The sequence below is a fragment of the Photobacterium sp. genome, assembly GCF_033720175.1.
Taxonomy (GTDB): domain Bacteria; phylum Pseudomonadota; class Gammaproteobacteria; order Enterobacterales; family Vibrionaceae; genus Photobacterium.
This window is the reverse complement of record NZ_JAWWDA010000018.1, coordinates 12617-27089: the sequence shown is the minus strand read 5'-3', so window position 1 is coordinate 27089 and position 14473 is coordinate 12617. Positions and strand designations below refer to the sequence as shown.

The following is a 14473-nucleotide window of genomic DNA, read 5'->3' as shown; positions in this document are numbered from 1 at the left end:
AGTTGCGAGGAAAAGCAAAAGCTTGACTCTCCGTTAGGGCTCATAGAACCTGCCTTGCAGGCCCCCAGATTTTCATCTGACAAACCAATAAAAAGGAGAGCCTCTATCGCTCTCCTTTTTTGTACTCAAAATATTAGTCCCTAGTGCCTATACGCCTTTGACGCTTTCACCACGTTGTTCATTTCATCGACCAGCTCGTACAGTTCGGGCTCAATGTCCTCGACGGTTGCATTGGCTTTAAGCTCAGTCTCTATGGTATGGCAGAGGTTTTTCAGGCGCGGCACGCCACTGTAGGCACAGCTGCCATGCAACTTGTGAATCGACGACCATAAATCGATCTCTTTGCCGTCTAAGGCTTCATTCACCAGCATTTCCACTTCGGGCATGAAATCGAGCAGCATTTGCAGCATGTCTTTCGCCAGGTCTTTTTTTCCAGCGGCTTGTGCCAGTGCCAGCTCCCAGTCCCAGCTGGTATTTTTGTCAATTGTTACAGCCTGATCCGGGGAGGGGGCTTCAGTGACGTCAGCGGTAACGCCGCCTTCCGTTGCTGCAGAACCCGTGCCATGAGAACTCGTTGTCCACTTTGCCAGTATTTGCTGCAGGATGCGCTCTTCAATCGGCTTGGTGAGGTAATCATCCATCCCGGCATTGAGCAACCGTTCACGTTCGCCGGCCATCGCATGGGCGGTAACGGCAATCACCGGCGTTGTGTGGTTGAGATCCGTTTTGTGGATCTCCTGACAAGCCGTGACACCATCCATTTCCGGCATTTGAATATCCATAAAGATTAAATCAAAGGCTTTCTGATGAGCATACTCCACGGCCTTTCTTCCTCCCGTTGCGGTAATAACCGTTTCTACCCGCTCACTCAGCAGTGCCGCGATGAGCTTCAGGTTTGCCGGATTATCATCAACCGCCATCACGGTCAGAGGCTCGATGGTCTGTGCTGGTTCGGCTAGCAACGGTACATCCTGCTCAACGTGATCATCCGGTGCATTGCTGAGCACTTCAAACAGCTTACGGTGTGCCAGCGGCTTGCCTAAACAGGCCGATACCCCGGCATTGATAAGGCGCTCAGACAATGCCAGCTCTGTGGCTGGCAGACTGACAATCACCTTGTCGGTAATTTGTTCAGCCTTGAATACCCGGTCGAGTAAAGTGGCAATCGGCGGCTGCTCGCCCGGCGTTAGGCACAATAGCGCAAAATGATGGTGTTCGGCATCTTCCGGCATGCTCGAACGGTAAGTCACCTGTATGCCGGCGTTAATTAAGCGTTGCTGAACGACGGAGGCGGCCTGCATGTTTGGTTCAATTAACAGCAGCTTTTTACCGATAAGCGAAGAGGTATCAATCGGCTGAGAAACCGGCAGATCCGTTTTTTGCATTTTTAATGAGAACCAGAAGGTCGAGCCTTGGTGCAATCGGCTGGTGAGACGAATTTCACCGCCCATCTGGGTTACCAGTTTCTGGGTGATCACCAGGCCGAGCCCGGTACCGCCGTAACGGCGGGAAATACTGGCATCGGCCTGGCTGAATGCCTGGAATAACTGTGCCTGCTGGCGCTCAGAAATCCCGATACCCGTATCACGTACCATAAATTGCAGTTCGACATTTTCATCTTTGTCGGATTTCAGTTCGACCGAGACGTCGATATTGCCGCGTTCGGTAAATTTAACGGCGTTACCGATGAGGTTAGTGATCACTTGCTGAATCCGGAGCGGATCACCAATTAGGCCTGCCGGGATCCGGTTATCAATTTTCAGGGTGAGTTCAAGCCCTTTTTCGTGCGCGCTTGGTGCCAGCAGACACATCACCTCATCCAGTGACTCGGTAAAATCAAACGGGATATTTTCCAGCAGTAACTTGCCGGCTTCCAGTTTCGAGAAGTCGAGGATGTCGTTAATGATGGTCAGCAGGTTATTTGCCGATTTTTCGATAGTTAGCAGGTAATCTTGCTGACTCGAACTGAGCCGCGTTTTCAGCATCTGACGGGTAAAGCCGATAACACCATTTAGCGGCGTTCGCAGTTCGTGTGACATATTTGCCAGGAACTCGGACTTCACCCGTGCGGCCTCCTGGGCACGCTTCTTGGCGATATCCAGTTCAACGTTCTGGATTTCCAACTGCTCCAGGGTTTCGCGCAGATCGGACGTTGCCTGATCGATGCTCTGCTGCATCTCAATGTGGTATTCAGAGAGCGATATTGCCATGGCATTGATACCGTTTTTCAAGGTATCCAGTTCACCAAGCAGTTCTCCTTCGATGCGTATATCCAAGTGACCGCGTCGGATCCGATCGACCACACTGACCATGTGCGAGATCGGCCTGGTAACATCCTGCATTAGGCGGTAAGCAAACAGAGAAGACAGTGTTAACCCCAGTAGTAGCACCATCAAGGCGGTGAATACTTCCTGGTACTGCTGGAGACGCAGGGCACTTAAGTCTAATTCTAGGGCGATATACCCGAGGGCCTGGCCCTGGTAATTCAATTGCGGGCTGTTACCAAATTGACCTTCGGTTAAAATCGGGGCGCGCAGGATCAACGAATTATCATTGAGCCGGGTATCGAGCAGCAACGGGATCGGTTGATCATCCGGATACATCAGGATTTCAAAGTTACGATGAAAGTTCGAGGTGACAAATAATTCATTGCTGGCATCAAAGACGGCAATACTGCGGATGATCTGGGAATGCTTGCGGTGGGCATAACTGATCAGGCGACGAACCGCTTCCCGATTTTTATCGGTCATGCCATATTCTGTTGAAATTGCCAGCGGTTCAATAATACTGGCACCAGTAGATATCAGCTGGTGTTCCAGATCACGGTAGCGGCTCATCGTGAAAAAGGCGCTTAATAATAGGCCTATAATCAATGTCGGTGCTAATGTCAGGGTAAAGACCCTGGCACGAAGTCCATATTTGGTCATGGTTCTCTTAATTACAAGAATGCGATTCTGTGGGAGAATTGTCGTCCACCTGTGGCCTTTAGCTTAATGAAACTAGGGCTGCTCGACAATCAACCAATGTCTTTTCAGTGAGTCAAAACACTATGGCACGCTTTTTTAAGCCTCAGAAACGTAAAATAACCGATACTAAGCATAAAGAAATTACAATCAGCCGTTTAGATCACCTTGGCTCTGGTATTGGTCATCTTAATGGTAAATCTGTCTTTGTTGACGGCTTATTACCGGGTGAAAAGGCACTGGTTCAGCTTACTGAAGACAAAAAGCAGTACGCTCGTGCCAAGGTCATCAAGCGTCTTACCGATAGTCAGGCACGTATTAAACCGCATTGCCCGATCTATGACCAGTGTGGCGGGTGCAACTTACAACATTTGTCCCACTCAGGGCAGGTCGAGGCTAAGCAACTGGCATTAACCGAGCTAATGAGCAAGTTTGCCGCCACTGAACAGCCGCAATTTTTTCCCCAGGTCGCTCCGATTGTTGGTCGTGATCTGCATTACCGTCGCTGCGCCCGATTCAGCATTAAGCCGGGGGCGGGAAAATTGCAGTTTGGCTTTCGCAAGAAGCAGAGCAAAGAGATTGTTGACGTTGAGCAATGTCCGGTGCTGGCGCAATCACTGAATGAACTTTTACCGCCATTACGCAGCCTGCTAAGTCAGTTGAAAGGTCACAAACACCTCGGCCATGTCGAACTGGTGGAAGCGGATAACGGCCGGGTGGTCTTAATTCGTCATTTAAAACCGTTTTCTGACAAAGACATGACGTTGATTCGCCAGTTTGCTCAAGCGCATAATGTTATTCTATTCTTAGCTCCGACATCGGATGACATCGAGCGTGTTTACGGTGATGCACCGTACTATAAACTGGATGAACTGAAGCTGAATTTTTCACCAAAAGACTTTATTCAGGTCAACCGTGAAGTGAATAAAAAAATGGTCCGTCAAGCCGCCGATTGGCTGGATGTTAAGCCAGATGATCGTGTGCTGGATCTATTTTGCGGGTTGGGAAATTTTAGTTTACCGTTGGCAAAACGCGCAAAAGCACTGGTTGGTATTGAAGGTATCGAAGAAATGGTTCATCGTGCCACAGAGAATGCGATGTGCAACAAGCAGAGTAATGCAGCCTTTTATCAGGCTAACCTGGATGATGACGTCACTAAGCTGGCGTGGGCGCGCGAACCGTTTAATAAAATTTTATTGGATCCAGCACGTGCAGGCGCTGCGGGTGTGATGCAGCATGTAGTGAATCTTAAGCCTGAAAGGGTAGTATATGTATCATGTAATCCGGCTACGCTCGCGCGCGATAGTCAGGTATTACTGCAAAAAGGTTATCAGTTGGAACGCTTGGGAATGCTGGATATGTTTCCGCATACCGGACACCTGGAGTCAATGGCCTTGTTTACCCAAATGAGTCCGGCTACCCAAAAATAGTGTTTCTTTAACAGAGAAAAACAGGATTAAAAAATGGTCGCAGTTCGCGGTGCGCATTTAAAGGGAAATAATACATTTGAACTTTCATCTTGGGTCGAGAGTTTGCAGCAAGACGCCGAGGTGTCTGGCCGCATTCAAAAAACCTATCAGCGATGTATCGATCTAACGACTGGGGAAGAGTCTGCGCCATTGCTGTTATGGCGTGGCCGCGAAATGGTAGAAATCCTGGTTACCCTGAGTATGGACAGAGATACGCTGATTGCAGCGCTACTGTTCCCGCTGGTGGAAGCTGGCGTTTATGCTCATGAGCAGGTTAAGGAAGATTACAACAGCACGATCCTGCAGATGGTGACAGGGGTCGAGCAAATGGCGGCAATCAGGCAGCTGAATGCGAACACCGACGGTGCCGCGCAATCAGTGCAGGTTGATAATATTCGCCGCATGTTGTTATCGATGGTGGATGATTTCCGCTGCGTGGTCATCAAGCTTGCAGAGCGTATCTGTAACCTGCGTGAAGTAAAAGATGAACCGGATGAGGTGCGTCGTGCGGCTGCGCGTGAGTGTGCCAATATCTACGCGCCATTGGCTAATCGTCTGGGGATTGGTCAGCTTAAGTGGGAAATCGAGGATTACGCTTTCCGCTATCAGCATCCTGAAACCTACAAGCAGATTGCCAAACAGCTCTCTGAGCGTCGTATCGATCGCGAGCAATATATTGACTCTTTCGTGTCAGATCTTGCGGAATCAATGCGGGCTTACAACATTAATGCTGAAGTGCATGGCCGCCCGAAGCACATCTACAGCATCTGGCGCAAAATGCAGAAGAAGAATCTGGCCTTCGATGAGCTGTTTGACGTACGTGCCGTGCGTATTATTGCCGATCAGCTCCAAGACTGTTATGCCGCATTAGGTGTGGTGCACACCAAGTATCGTCATCTGCCGAAAGAATTCGACGACTATGTCGCCAACCCGAAGCCCAATGGCTATCAGTCTATCCATACAGTGGTACTGGGGCCGGAAGGCAAAACGATTGAAATTCAGATCCGCACCAAGCAAATGCATGAAGAATCTGAACTCGGGGTTGCCGCGCACTGGAAATATAAAGAAGGCTCGTCTGGCGGTGCAAAATCATCCTACGACGAAAAAATTAACTGGTTGCGTAAGCTGCTGGTGTGGCAGGAAGAAATGTCAGATTCTGGCGAAATGCTGGAAGAGTTACGGAGCCAGGTCTTTGATGACCGCGTTTATGCGTTTACGCCGAAAGGGGACGTGGTTGATTTGCCGCTTGATGCGACGCCGCTTGATTTCGCCTACCACATTCACTCGGAAGTCGGTCACCGCTGCATTGGTGCCAAGGTCGAAGGCCGGATTGTCCCTTTCACCTATCACTTGCAAATGGGTGAGCAGGTCGAGATTATCACTCAGAAAGAGCCCAACCCGTCACGTGACTGGTTGAACCCCAACCTTGGTTTTGTTACCTCAAGCCGCGCCCGAGCCAAAGTCCATGCCTGGTTCCGCAAGCAAGATCGTGACAAGAACATGGTTGCCGGGCGTGAAATGCTTGAAGTCGAACTGCACAAAGTCGGCGCAACACTCAAAGACGCAGAGGCATATGCCTTAAAACGCTTTAATGCCAAATCACTCGATGAGTTGTTTGTGGGTATCGGCAGTGGCGATTTGCGTATCAACCAGGTTGTTAACCATATCAACACTATGGTTAATAAGCCGACCGCAGAAGAAGAAGATCAGCAGCTGTTAGACAAACTGACAGAGGCGGGAGCGAAAACCAGCACCAGTGCGAAAAAACCGCAACGTGATGCTGTTGTGGTTGAAGGGGTGGATAACCTGATGACCCACCTAGCTCGCTGTTGCCAGCCGATCCCTGGCGATAAAATCGTTGGTTTTGTTACCCAGGGACGAGGTATTTCGGTGCACCGTAATGACTGCGAACAGCTGGAAGAGCTCCGTCACCATATACCGGAGCGTATAATCCATACCGTATGGGGCGGAGGATTTGTCGGTAACTATAATATTACGGTGCGGGTCACCGCGTCTGAGCGCAATGGCTTGATCAAAGATCTGACCAATACCTTTGCCAATGAAAAAGCCAAAGTGGCGGGTGTGAAGAGTCGGATCGACTACAAGAAACAGATGTCGGTGATGGACTTTGATTTAGAACTGACCGATCTGGATGTGTTGAGCAAGGTTCTGAAGCGGATTGAGCAGGTGAAGGATGTCGCCGAGGCCAAGCGTCTGTATTAACGGGAGCCGAATATCGAGAAGCGAGAATCGAGTATCTAGAAATGAGAGCCTAGAACCTCGATACTAGAAACTAGAACCGGGAAGCCATTGTGCTTCCCGTTTTTTTAACATCAGAGCAAAAAAGAATAGTGACTATGAGCGATAAACAGCAAACACCGATTGAGCAGCTTATTGAGATTATGGCGACATTGCGGGATCCAAGCCAAGGGTGCCCGTGGGATCGTAAGCAGACCTTTGCCTCGATTGTGCCCCACACCATTGAAGAAGCTTATGAAGTCGCTGATGCGATTGAACAGCAAGACTGGAACGATGTACGGGAAGAGCTGGGGGATTTACTGTTCCAGATTATTTTTTACAGCCAGATGGGCAAAGAGCAAGGGTTATTTGATTTTAATGACGTGGTGAATGGCTTGAATGAAAAGCTGATCCGCCGCCATCCGCATGTGTTTGGTGAGACTGATTTTGCTGACGATGCGGCGATCAACGCCCACTGGGAAGCTGAAAAAGCCAAAGAGCGTGATGCGAAAGGCCAGGATAGCAGTCTGCTGGCCAATATTCCGCTGGCTCTGCCGGCGCTGAGTCGTGCTGATAAAATTCAGAAGCGTTGCGCAAAGCACGGCTTTGACTGGGATTCTGTGGGGCCGGTGGTTGATAAGGTGAAGGAAGAGCTTGATGAAGTGATGGATGAAGTCATTCAGGTGTCAGTTGATCACAGTAAGGTTGAAGAAGAAATGGGGGATTTACTGTTTTCGGTGGTGAACTTGAGCCGTCATTTGCAGGTTAAACCCGAACAGGCACTGCAGCGAGCCAATAAAAAATTTGAGCGACGTTTTCGCGAAGTTGAAAGAAAGGTGCAGCAACAAGGGAGGCGCATTGATGAATGCTCTCTGGATATGCTCGATGCCGAATGGGATAAAGTTAAAAAAGAAGAGTGATTAATGGCAAAACAGGGACGATAGGTGAAAAAAATGTCCCATTTTCTTTTTTTTGTTGGTGTTGTTTTCTCGGCTTTATCACGCGAAACGTAATCGCTATAAGTATAATTGATTTGAAACAAAAAAAAACGATGAGTGCTGTGATAGTTTTCACGTTGTGGAAAAAAATGTGTCTGGTATACTAATTTCCCGTCCAGATAGCTTTTTAAATCCTCTATAACCAATCTTCCAGGTTAAACATGACAACGAATTACATTTTTGTTACGGGCGGGGTCGTATCCTCACTTGGTAAAGGTATTGCTGCAGCCTCTCTGGCAGCTATTCTTGAAGCGCGTGGTCTTAAAGTGACCATGATGAAGCTAGACCCTTACATCAACGTTGATCCAGGCACAATGAGCCCGATCCAACACGGCGAAGTATTCGTTACGGAAGACGGTGCAGAGACCGACCTCGATTTAGGTCACTATGAGCGTTTCATCCGTACAAAAATGACCAAGCGTAATAACTTTACGGCTGGTCGTGTATACGAAGAGGTGTTGCGTAAAGAGCGTCGTGGTGACTACCTCGGTGCCACTATTCAGGTAATCCCGCATATCACGAACGAGATTAAAGATCGCGTGATTGCTGGTGCTGAAGGTCATGATATCGCTATTGTTGAAGTGGGCGGTACTGTCGGCGATATCGAATCACTGCCATTTATGGAAGCGATTCGCCAGTTAGCCGTGCAGCAAGGCCGTGAACGTACCATGTTCATGCACCTGACGTTGGTTCCTTACCTGGCAGCGGCCGGTGAAGTGAAAACGAAGCCGACTCAGCATTCAGTCAAAGAACTGCTTTCTATCGGTATTCAGCCTGATATCTTAATTTGTCGTTCAGACCGTGTTATTCCGGCCAATGAGCGCGCTAAGATCGCACTGTTCTGTAATGTGCCGGAAAAAGCGGTTATCTCGATGAAAGACGTAGATTCAATCTACAAAATCCCTCAGCTAATCAAAGCACAAGGTCTTGACGATCTGGTATGCAAACGCTTTGGTATTACAGCGCCGGAAGCGGATTTGGCGGAATGGGAGCAGGTGATCTACGAAGAAGCAAACCCTACTGATGAAGTAACAATCGGTATGGTCGGTAAGTACATTGAACTGCCTGACGCTTACAAATCGGTTAACGAAGCATTGAAGCACGCAGGCCTCAAAAACCGCCTGTCTGTGAAAATTAAATATATTGATTCACAAGACGTTGAATCTAAAGGCACGGAAGTGCTCGAAGGGCTAGATGCCATTTTGGTTCCTGGCGGCTTCGGCGGTCGTGGTGTTGAAGGTAAGATCCTGACTGCACAATATGCCCGTGAAAACAAAATTCCTTATCTGGGCATTTGCCTGGGTATGCAGGTTGCTCTTATTGAATTCGCACGTAACGTTGCGGGTCTTAAAGATGCACACTCGACTGAATTTAATCCTGAAACCAAGTACCCGGTTGTTGGTCTAATCACCGAGTGGGTTGATGGTGAAGGTCAGGTAGAGAAGCGTACAGAGACATCAGATTTAGGCGGCACAATGCGCCTTGGTTCTCAGCTATGCCACCTGAAAAACGGCTCTAAAGCGCGTGAGCTTTACGGTAATGCTACAATTCATGAGCGTCACCGTCACCGTTATGAAGTCAATAACAACCTGCTTCCTCAATTAGAGAAAGCGGGACTTAAAATTTCTGGTCTGTCAGCAGATAAGAAATTAGTCGAAATTATCGAGATCCCGAACCATCCGTGGTTCGTGGCTGCTCAGTTCCACCCTGAGTTCACATCAACACCTCGCGATGGTCATCCTTTATTTGAAGGTTTCGTGAAGGCAGCAGGCCAAAACCTGCGTGGTGAGCTTAAATAAGTAAGGATTACGGATAGCTGTAGTGATGATAGCTACAGCTGTTTTTTAGCTTTTAAATTGAAGATAAAGCAAGAGGAAACACAATGTCTAAGATCGTTAAAGTTCTAGGTCGTGAAATCATCGATTCACGTGGCAACCCAACTGTTGAAGCTGAAGTTCACCTGGAAGGTGGTTTCGTCGGTATGGCTGCAGCCCCTTCTGGCGCATCAACGGGTTCACGTGAAGCTCTTGAGCTACGTGACGGCGACAAGTCTCGTTTCCTAGGTAAAGGTGTTCTTAAAGCAATTGAAGCGGTAAACGGCCCAATCGCTGAAGCTCTACTTGGTAAAGATGCAAAAGACCAAGCGGCTATTGATCAGGTAATGATCGACCTAGACGGTACTGAAAACAAGTCTAAGTTTGGTGCTAACGCAATCCTGGCTGTTTCTCTGGCGAATGCTAAAGCAGCTGCTGCAGCTAAAGGCATGCCTTTATACGAGCACATTGCTGAGCTAAACGGCACAGCTGGCGTATTCTCTATGCCTCTTCCAATGATGAACATCATCAACGGTGGCGAGCACGCTGATAACAACGTTGATATCCAAGAGTTCATGATCCAGCCAGTTGGCGCGAAAACGCTTAAAGAAGCACTGCGTATCGGTGCTGAAGTATTCCACAACCTTGCTAAAGTACTTAAGGCTAAAGGCCTAAGCACTGCTGTTGGTGATGAAGGTGGTTTTGCTCCTAACCTAGAGTCTAACGCTGCTGCACTAGCTGCAATCAAAGAAGCTGTTGAAGCTGCAGGTTACGAGCTGGGTAAAGACGTTACTCTGGCAATGGACTGTGCTGCATCTGAGTTCTACGACAAAGAAGCTGGCCACTACAACATGAAAGGCGAAGGCAAAATCTTCACTTCTGAAGAGTTTAACTTCTACCTACAAGACCTTGCTAACCAATACCCAATCGTATCTATCGAAGACGGTCTTGACGAATCAGACTGGGCTGGCTTCAAGCACCAGACTGAACTGCTAGGCGACAAACTTCAAATCGTTGGTGACGATCTATTCGTTACAAACACGAAGATCCTTGCTGAAGGTATCGAGAAAGGCGTAGCTAACTCTATCCTGATCAAGTTCAACCAGATCGGTTCTCTAACTGAAACTCTAGCTGCAATCAAGATGGCTAAAGACGCTGGTTACACGGCTGTTATCTCTCACCGTTCAGGCGAGACTGAAGATGCAACTATCGCTGATCTAGCGGTAGGTACTGCTGCAGGCCAAATCAAAACTGGTTCTATGAGCCGTTCTGACCGTGTTGCTAAGTACAACCAGCTAATTCGTATCGAAGAAGCTCTAGGCGCGAAAGCACCTTTCAACGGCCTTAAAGAAGTTAAAGGTCAAGCTTAATTATTAAGCACTGACTTTGGGTAATTAACCCTTATTCTTCTGAAACCGCCTCTTTTGAGGCGGTTTTTTTATGTCTGAAGAACTTTTTATATCTGAATAACGCAGACTAAAAGCCTAACGCTAGTCACCAACAATGGTTTGTGGGATTATTACAAGTTGGATATTTTTAAAGAGTATCCATTCCCCCTGACTCGTTGCCCTGAAGAGGGTGAAACGAACGAGAGGAATGAATACTTACCCTAATACTAATCAGTATAATACAACTGGTCTAACGTATTTAACGCGAAAGTGGGGACATGCATGCGTCTGTTAACCGTGATGCTGCTGGCTGTTTTAGTTTGGCTGCAATATGACTTCTGGCTCGGGAAGAATGGCCTGATGGATTATTTAGCAGTAGAAGGCAATGTAAAAATACAACAGAAAGCAAATGCTGAACTTGTCCAGCGCAACCAGCAGATGTATGCCGAAATCCATGATCTTCACCGTGGTCAGGAAGCGGTAGAAGAGCGCGCCAGAAATGAACTTGGTATGATTAAGCCGAGTGAAACATTTTTTCGCATTGTGGGTGAAAGCAGCCCAAATTATTAACTCTTAACGAAACCTTGCCATGACCCAACAACTTACCGCCGTCGTACCTGCTGCCGGGGTCGGTAGCCGTATGGCGGCTGACCGGCCTAAGCAATATTTAGCCATTGCAGGTAAAACGATTTTGGAGCACACCGTTGATCGCCTGTTCAGCCTCCCGCAGATTGAACGGATAATTATTGCGATCAGTAACGGTGATCCCTATTTTCCTTCGCTGCCGCTTGCCAGCGATCCTCGGATTCAGGTTGTTGAGGGGGGGGCTGAGCGAGCAGATTCGGTGTTTGCCGGTCTTGCTGCCATTGTCGATGAGAACAGCTGGGTGCTGGTACATGACGCGGCAAGGCCATGTGTACGATTAGCGGATCTGGTGCGGTTGGTGGCGGCTGCGCTGCAAAGTGAAGATGGTGCGATTCTGGCGGCCCCTGTACGCGATACCATGAAGCGCGGCAGCCGGTCGCCTGTTAATAAACAGCAAAGTAATGTTCTGCATCACAACAGCCTGCCAGTTATTGCTGAAACCGTCGATCGTGACAACCTCTGGCATGCACTTACCCCGCAGATGTTTAGAGTGAAGCAATTACGGGAGTCATTGCAACAAGCGCTCAAAGAGGGTGCGGTTATTACCGACGAAGCGTCAGCTCTGGAATATTGTGGGTATTCCCCACTGCTGGTTAAAGGGCGGGCCGATAACCTGAAAGTAACCCAGCCTGAAGATTTAGCTCTTGCCGGCTTTTATTTGGAACAACTGATTAAGGAGCAGCCCTGATGCGAATTGGACATGGTTTTGATGTGCATAAGTTTGGCGGCGACGGCCCGGTGATCATTGGCGGGGTTGCTATCCCTTATGATCAGGGCTTAATTGCCCATTCTGATGGTGACGTTGCGCTTCATGCTGTGTGTGACGCTTTGCTGGGTGCCATTGGTGCCGGGGATATTGGCCGCCACTTCCCGGATACGGATGCTGAGTGGAAAGGGGCTGATAGCCGTTTCTTACTGCGTGACGTCTACAGTAAAGTAAAAGCAAAAGGCTACCGGCTGGGCAATCTGGATGTCACCATCATTGCCCAGGCACCGAAAATGGCACCGTATATTGATGAGATGTGCCAGGCAATTTCCGACGATCTGGAAACGGAAATTGAGAATATTAATGTTAAGGCGACAACCACTGAACGTCTCGGTTTTACGGGACGCAAAGAAGGCATTGCTTGCGAAGCTGTGGTCTTAATTCAAAAGGTATAACGATGTCTAATGTCATGGACAATTTTTGTTGGTTATATGAAAAACCAACGTGTCAGGGGCGGATCAAAGTCCAGCCTGACCACTTTGTAGTCAAAGAAAACTTAGGTTTTGATTTTGCCGGGCAAGGCGAACACTTTATGGTGAAGATCCGCAAGACAGGTGAAAACACCAAGTTTGTGGTCAATGAGCTGGCGAAAGCATGTGGCGTCAAATCGCGAGATGTGAGCTGGGCCGGCCTCAAAGATCGTCATGCGGTAACGGAGCAGTGGTTAAGTGTTCATCTGCCCGGAAAGCCAGATCCTGATTTAACTTTGTTTGTGGCAGAGCATCCGGGAGTTGAAGTCTTGGAAACCACCCGCCACGATAAAAAACTGCGTCCGGGCGATTTAGTCGGCAACTGGTTCCAGTTGCGCTTGCTTGAACTTGATAAGCCGGATGAACTGGCCGCCAAATTAGAGCAGGTGAAGTGCCACGGCGTGCCCAACTATTATGGTGAGCAGCGATTTGGGCATAGCGGTAATAATGTGGTGAAGGCGCGTAGCTGGGGGAATGACGAATTTCGAGTTCGAGACAAGAGTAAGCGCAGCTTTTATTTATCCGCGGCACGTTCTTGGCTATTCAACATGGTACTGTCGACGCGAATTGAGCAGGGCAACGTTCACTCGCTGATGCTGGGTGACAGTTTGCAAAATATGGGGGAAGAGAATGGCTTCCTGGCTGAAACGATTAGCCCTGAACTACAAACGAGCATTGATGAGGGGCGCGTAAATATTACGGCCCCCTTAGTGGGTGATAATGCCTTACCGACTCAGGCTGATGCAGAAGCATTTGAATTATCGGTGATTGAACAAGAGCCATTGCTGCTTAAATTGATCCGTGATAACCGTATGCGTCATGAGCGTCGTCCGTTATTGTTAAAGCCACAAGAGATGGAATGGCAATTCGATGGTGATGATCTCGTGCTGGCATTCGCCCTGCCGGCGGGTTGTTTCGCAACCTCTGTGGTACGCGAGCTAATAATGGAGCGTGAACGAGAGGATGGCGACCATGCGAATTTTAATCAGTAATGATGACGGTATTTTTGCCGAAGGCATTAATACGCTTGCCTCTGTATTGGGTGAGCTGGGGGAGGTTACCGTGGTCGCCCCGGATCGAAATCGCTCCGGGGCTTCAAACTCCCTATCACTTGATAATCCGCTGCGTATTCGCGAAGAAGGACCAGGTCGGATCTCTGTTGAAGGTACACCGACCGATTGTGTCCACTTTGCCCTGAATGAGTGGCTGGAATACCGCCCGGATATCGTGGTTGCCGGTATTAACCATGGTGCCAATCTGGGGGATGACGTCTTATATTCCGGTACGGTAGCGGCAGCGACGGAGGGGCATTTCCTTGGTGTGCCGGCAATAGCGGTATCGCTGGTGGGTTCCGTATACTTTGACACGGCAGCGCAGGTGGTCAAAGAGCTGGTTCGCAATTTGATTGATAAGCCGTTGCTCAACAATCAGATCCTTAATATAAATGTGCCGGATGTTCCTTTGGCGGAATTAACCGGTTGGCAAGTCACGCGACTGGGGGCACGGCACCGTGCAGAGCAGATGGTCAAAGATACGGATCCTCGTGGTAAAACTCTTTACTGGCTTGGTCCGCCGGGGCTTGGCCAGGATGCAGGTCCCGGTACGGATTTTCATGCCATCGAACAAAAATCGGTGTCTATTACCCCGCTGCAAGTTGATTTAACGGCTCATAATGCCATCGACAGTGTTGAGCTATGGATGAAAGAAGTGGAGATAAAATAA

At 48.7% G+C, this 14473-nt stretch carries 11 protein-coding genes; 10 read left to right on the top strand and 1 reads right to left on the bottom strand.

What is annotated here, in order from left to right:
* Nucleotides 1-140: 140 nt before the first annotated feature.
* Nucleotides 141-2927, bottom strand: coding sequence for a two-component sensor histidine kinase BarA (gene barA / locus R3289_RS17395; RefSeq protein ID WP_318926956.1), 2787 nt, complete (start codon nt 2925-2927; stop codon nt 141-143).
* A gap of 122 nt (nt 2928-3049) precedes the next feature.
* Between barA and rlmD the strand changes: the two genes are divergently transcribed.
* From rlmD to surE, 10 genes are all read left to right on the top strand, one after another.
* Complete coding sequence (gene rlmD / locus R3289_RS17390; RefSeq protein WP_318926955.1) at nt 3050-4393, top strand: 23S rRNA (uracil(1939)-C(5))-methyltransferase RlmD; 1344 nt, start codon at nt 3050-3052, stop codon at nt 4391-4393.
* A 33-nt stretch (nt 4394-4426) separates the two neighbouring features.
* The gene (gene relA / locus R3289_RS17385) at nt 4427-6655 is read left to right on the top strand and encodes a GTP diphosphokinase (RefSeq protein ID WP_318926954.1); all 2229 of its coding nucleotides are present in this window, start codon (nt 4427-4429) and stop codon (nt 6653-6655) included.
* Nucleotides 6656-6789: 134 nt separating this feature from the next.
* Nucleotides 6790-7590 (top strand): nucleoside triphosphate pyrophosphohydrolase, encoded by an 801-nt coding sequence (mazG, locus tag R3289_RS17380; protein ID WP_318926953.1) that lies wholly within the window; start codon nt 6790-6792, stop codon nt 7588-7590.
* A gap of 239 nt (nt 7591-7829) precedes the next feature.
* Complete coding sequence (locus R3289_RS17375) at nt 7830-9467, top strand: CTP synthase (RefSeq protein WP_318926952.1); 1638 nt, start codon at nt 7830-7832, stop codon at nt 9465-9467.
* Nucleotides 9468-9550: 83 nt separating this feature from the next.
* Nucleotides 9551-10852, top strand: a complete 1302-nt coding sequence (gene eno, locus R3289_RS17370; RefSeq protein WP_318926951.1) for a phosphopyruvate hydratase — start codon at nt 9551-9553, stop codon at nt 10850-10852.
* 300 nt (nt 10853-11152) lie between these two features.
* On the top strand, nt 11153-11440 hold the full coding sequence (gene ftsB, locus R3289_RS17365) for a cell division protein FtsB (RefSeq protein ID WP_318926950.1): 288 nt from the start codon (nt 11153-11155) through the stop codon (nt 11438-11440).
* Nucleotides 11441-11459: 19 nt separating this feature from the next.
* Entirely contained in the window at nt 11460-12203 is a 744-nt protein-coding gene (ispD, locus tag R3289_RS17360; protein ID WP_318926949.1) for a 2-C-methyl-D-erythritol 4-phosphate cytidylyltransferase, read from the top strand.
* On the top strand, nt 12203-12676 hold the full coding sequence (ispF, locus tag R3289_RS17355) for a 2-C-methyl-D-erythritol 2,4-cyclodiphosphate synthase (RefSeq protein ID WP_318926948.1): 474 nt from the start codon (nt 12203-12205) through the stop codon (nt 12674-12676). The genes ispD and ispF overlap by 1 nt, the downstream gene beginning before the upstream one ends.
* Before the next feature lie 2 nt (nt 12677-12678).
* Nucleotides 12679-13743, top strand: coding sequence for a tRNA pseudouridine(13) synthase TruD (gene truD, locus R3289_RS17350; protein ID WP_318926947.1), 1065 nt, complete (start codon nt 12679-12681; stop codon nt 13741-13743).
* A complete protein-coding gene (gene surE, locus R3289_RS17345; protein WP_318926946.1) occupies nt 13724-14473 on the top strand; it encodes a 5'/3'-nucleotidase SurE in 750 nt (249 codons plus the stop codon). The genes truD and surE overlap by 20 nt, the downstream gene beginning before the upstream one ends.

What these genes read in the sequence shown, in the direction of transcription:
- rlmD (WP_318926955.1), top strand. Translation starts at nt 3,050, where the DNA reads ATGGCACGCTTTTTTAAGCCTCAGAAACGTAAAATAACCGATACTAAG.
- ispD (WP_318926949.1), top strand. Translation starts at nt 11,460, where the DNA reads ATGACCCAACAACTTACCGCCGTCGTACCTGCTGCCGGGGTCGGTAGC.
- eno (WP_318926951.1), top strand. Translation starts at nt 9,551, where the DNA reads ATGTCTAAGATCGTTAAAGTTCTAGGTCGTGAAATCATCGATTCACGT.
- truD (WP_318926947.1), top strand. Translation starts at nt 12,679, where the DNA reads ATGTCTAATGTCATGGACAATTTTTGTTGGTTATATGAAAAACCAACG.
- mazG (WP_318926953.1), top strand. Translation starts at nt 6,790, where the DNA reads ATGAGCGATAAACAGCAAACACCGATTGAGCAGCTTATTGAGATTATG.
- ispF (WP_318926948.1), top strand. Translation starts at nt 12,203, where the DNA reads ATGCGAATTGGACATGGTTTTGATGTGCATAAGTTTGGCGGCGACGGC.
- ftsB (WP_318926950.1), top strand. Translation starts at nt 11,153, where the DNA reads ATGCGTCTGTTAACCGTGATGCTGCTGGCTGTTTTAGTTTGGCTGCAA.
- relA (WP_318926954.1), top strand. Translation starts at nt 4,427, where the DNA reads ATGGTCGCAGTTCGCGGTGCGCATTTAAAGGGAAATAATACATTTGAA.
- R3289_RS17375 (WP_318926952.1), top strand. Translation starts at nt 7,830, where the DNA reads ATGACAACGAATTACATTTTTGTTACGGGCGGGGTCGTATCCTCACTT.
- surE (WP_318926946.1), top strand. Translation starts at nt 13,724, where the DNA reads ATGCGAATTTTAATCAGTAATGATGACGGTATTTTTGCCGAAGGCATT.
- barA (WP_318926956.1), bottom strand. Translation starts at nt 2,927, where the DNA reads ATGACCAAATATGGACTTCGTGCCAGGGTCTTTACCCTGACATTAGCA.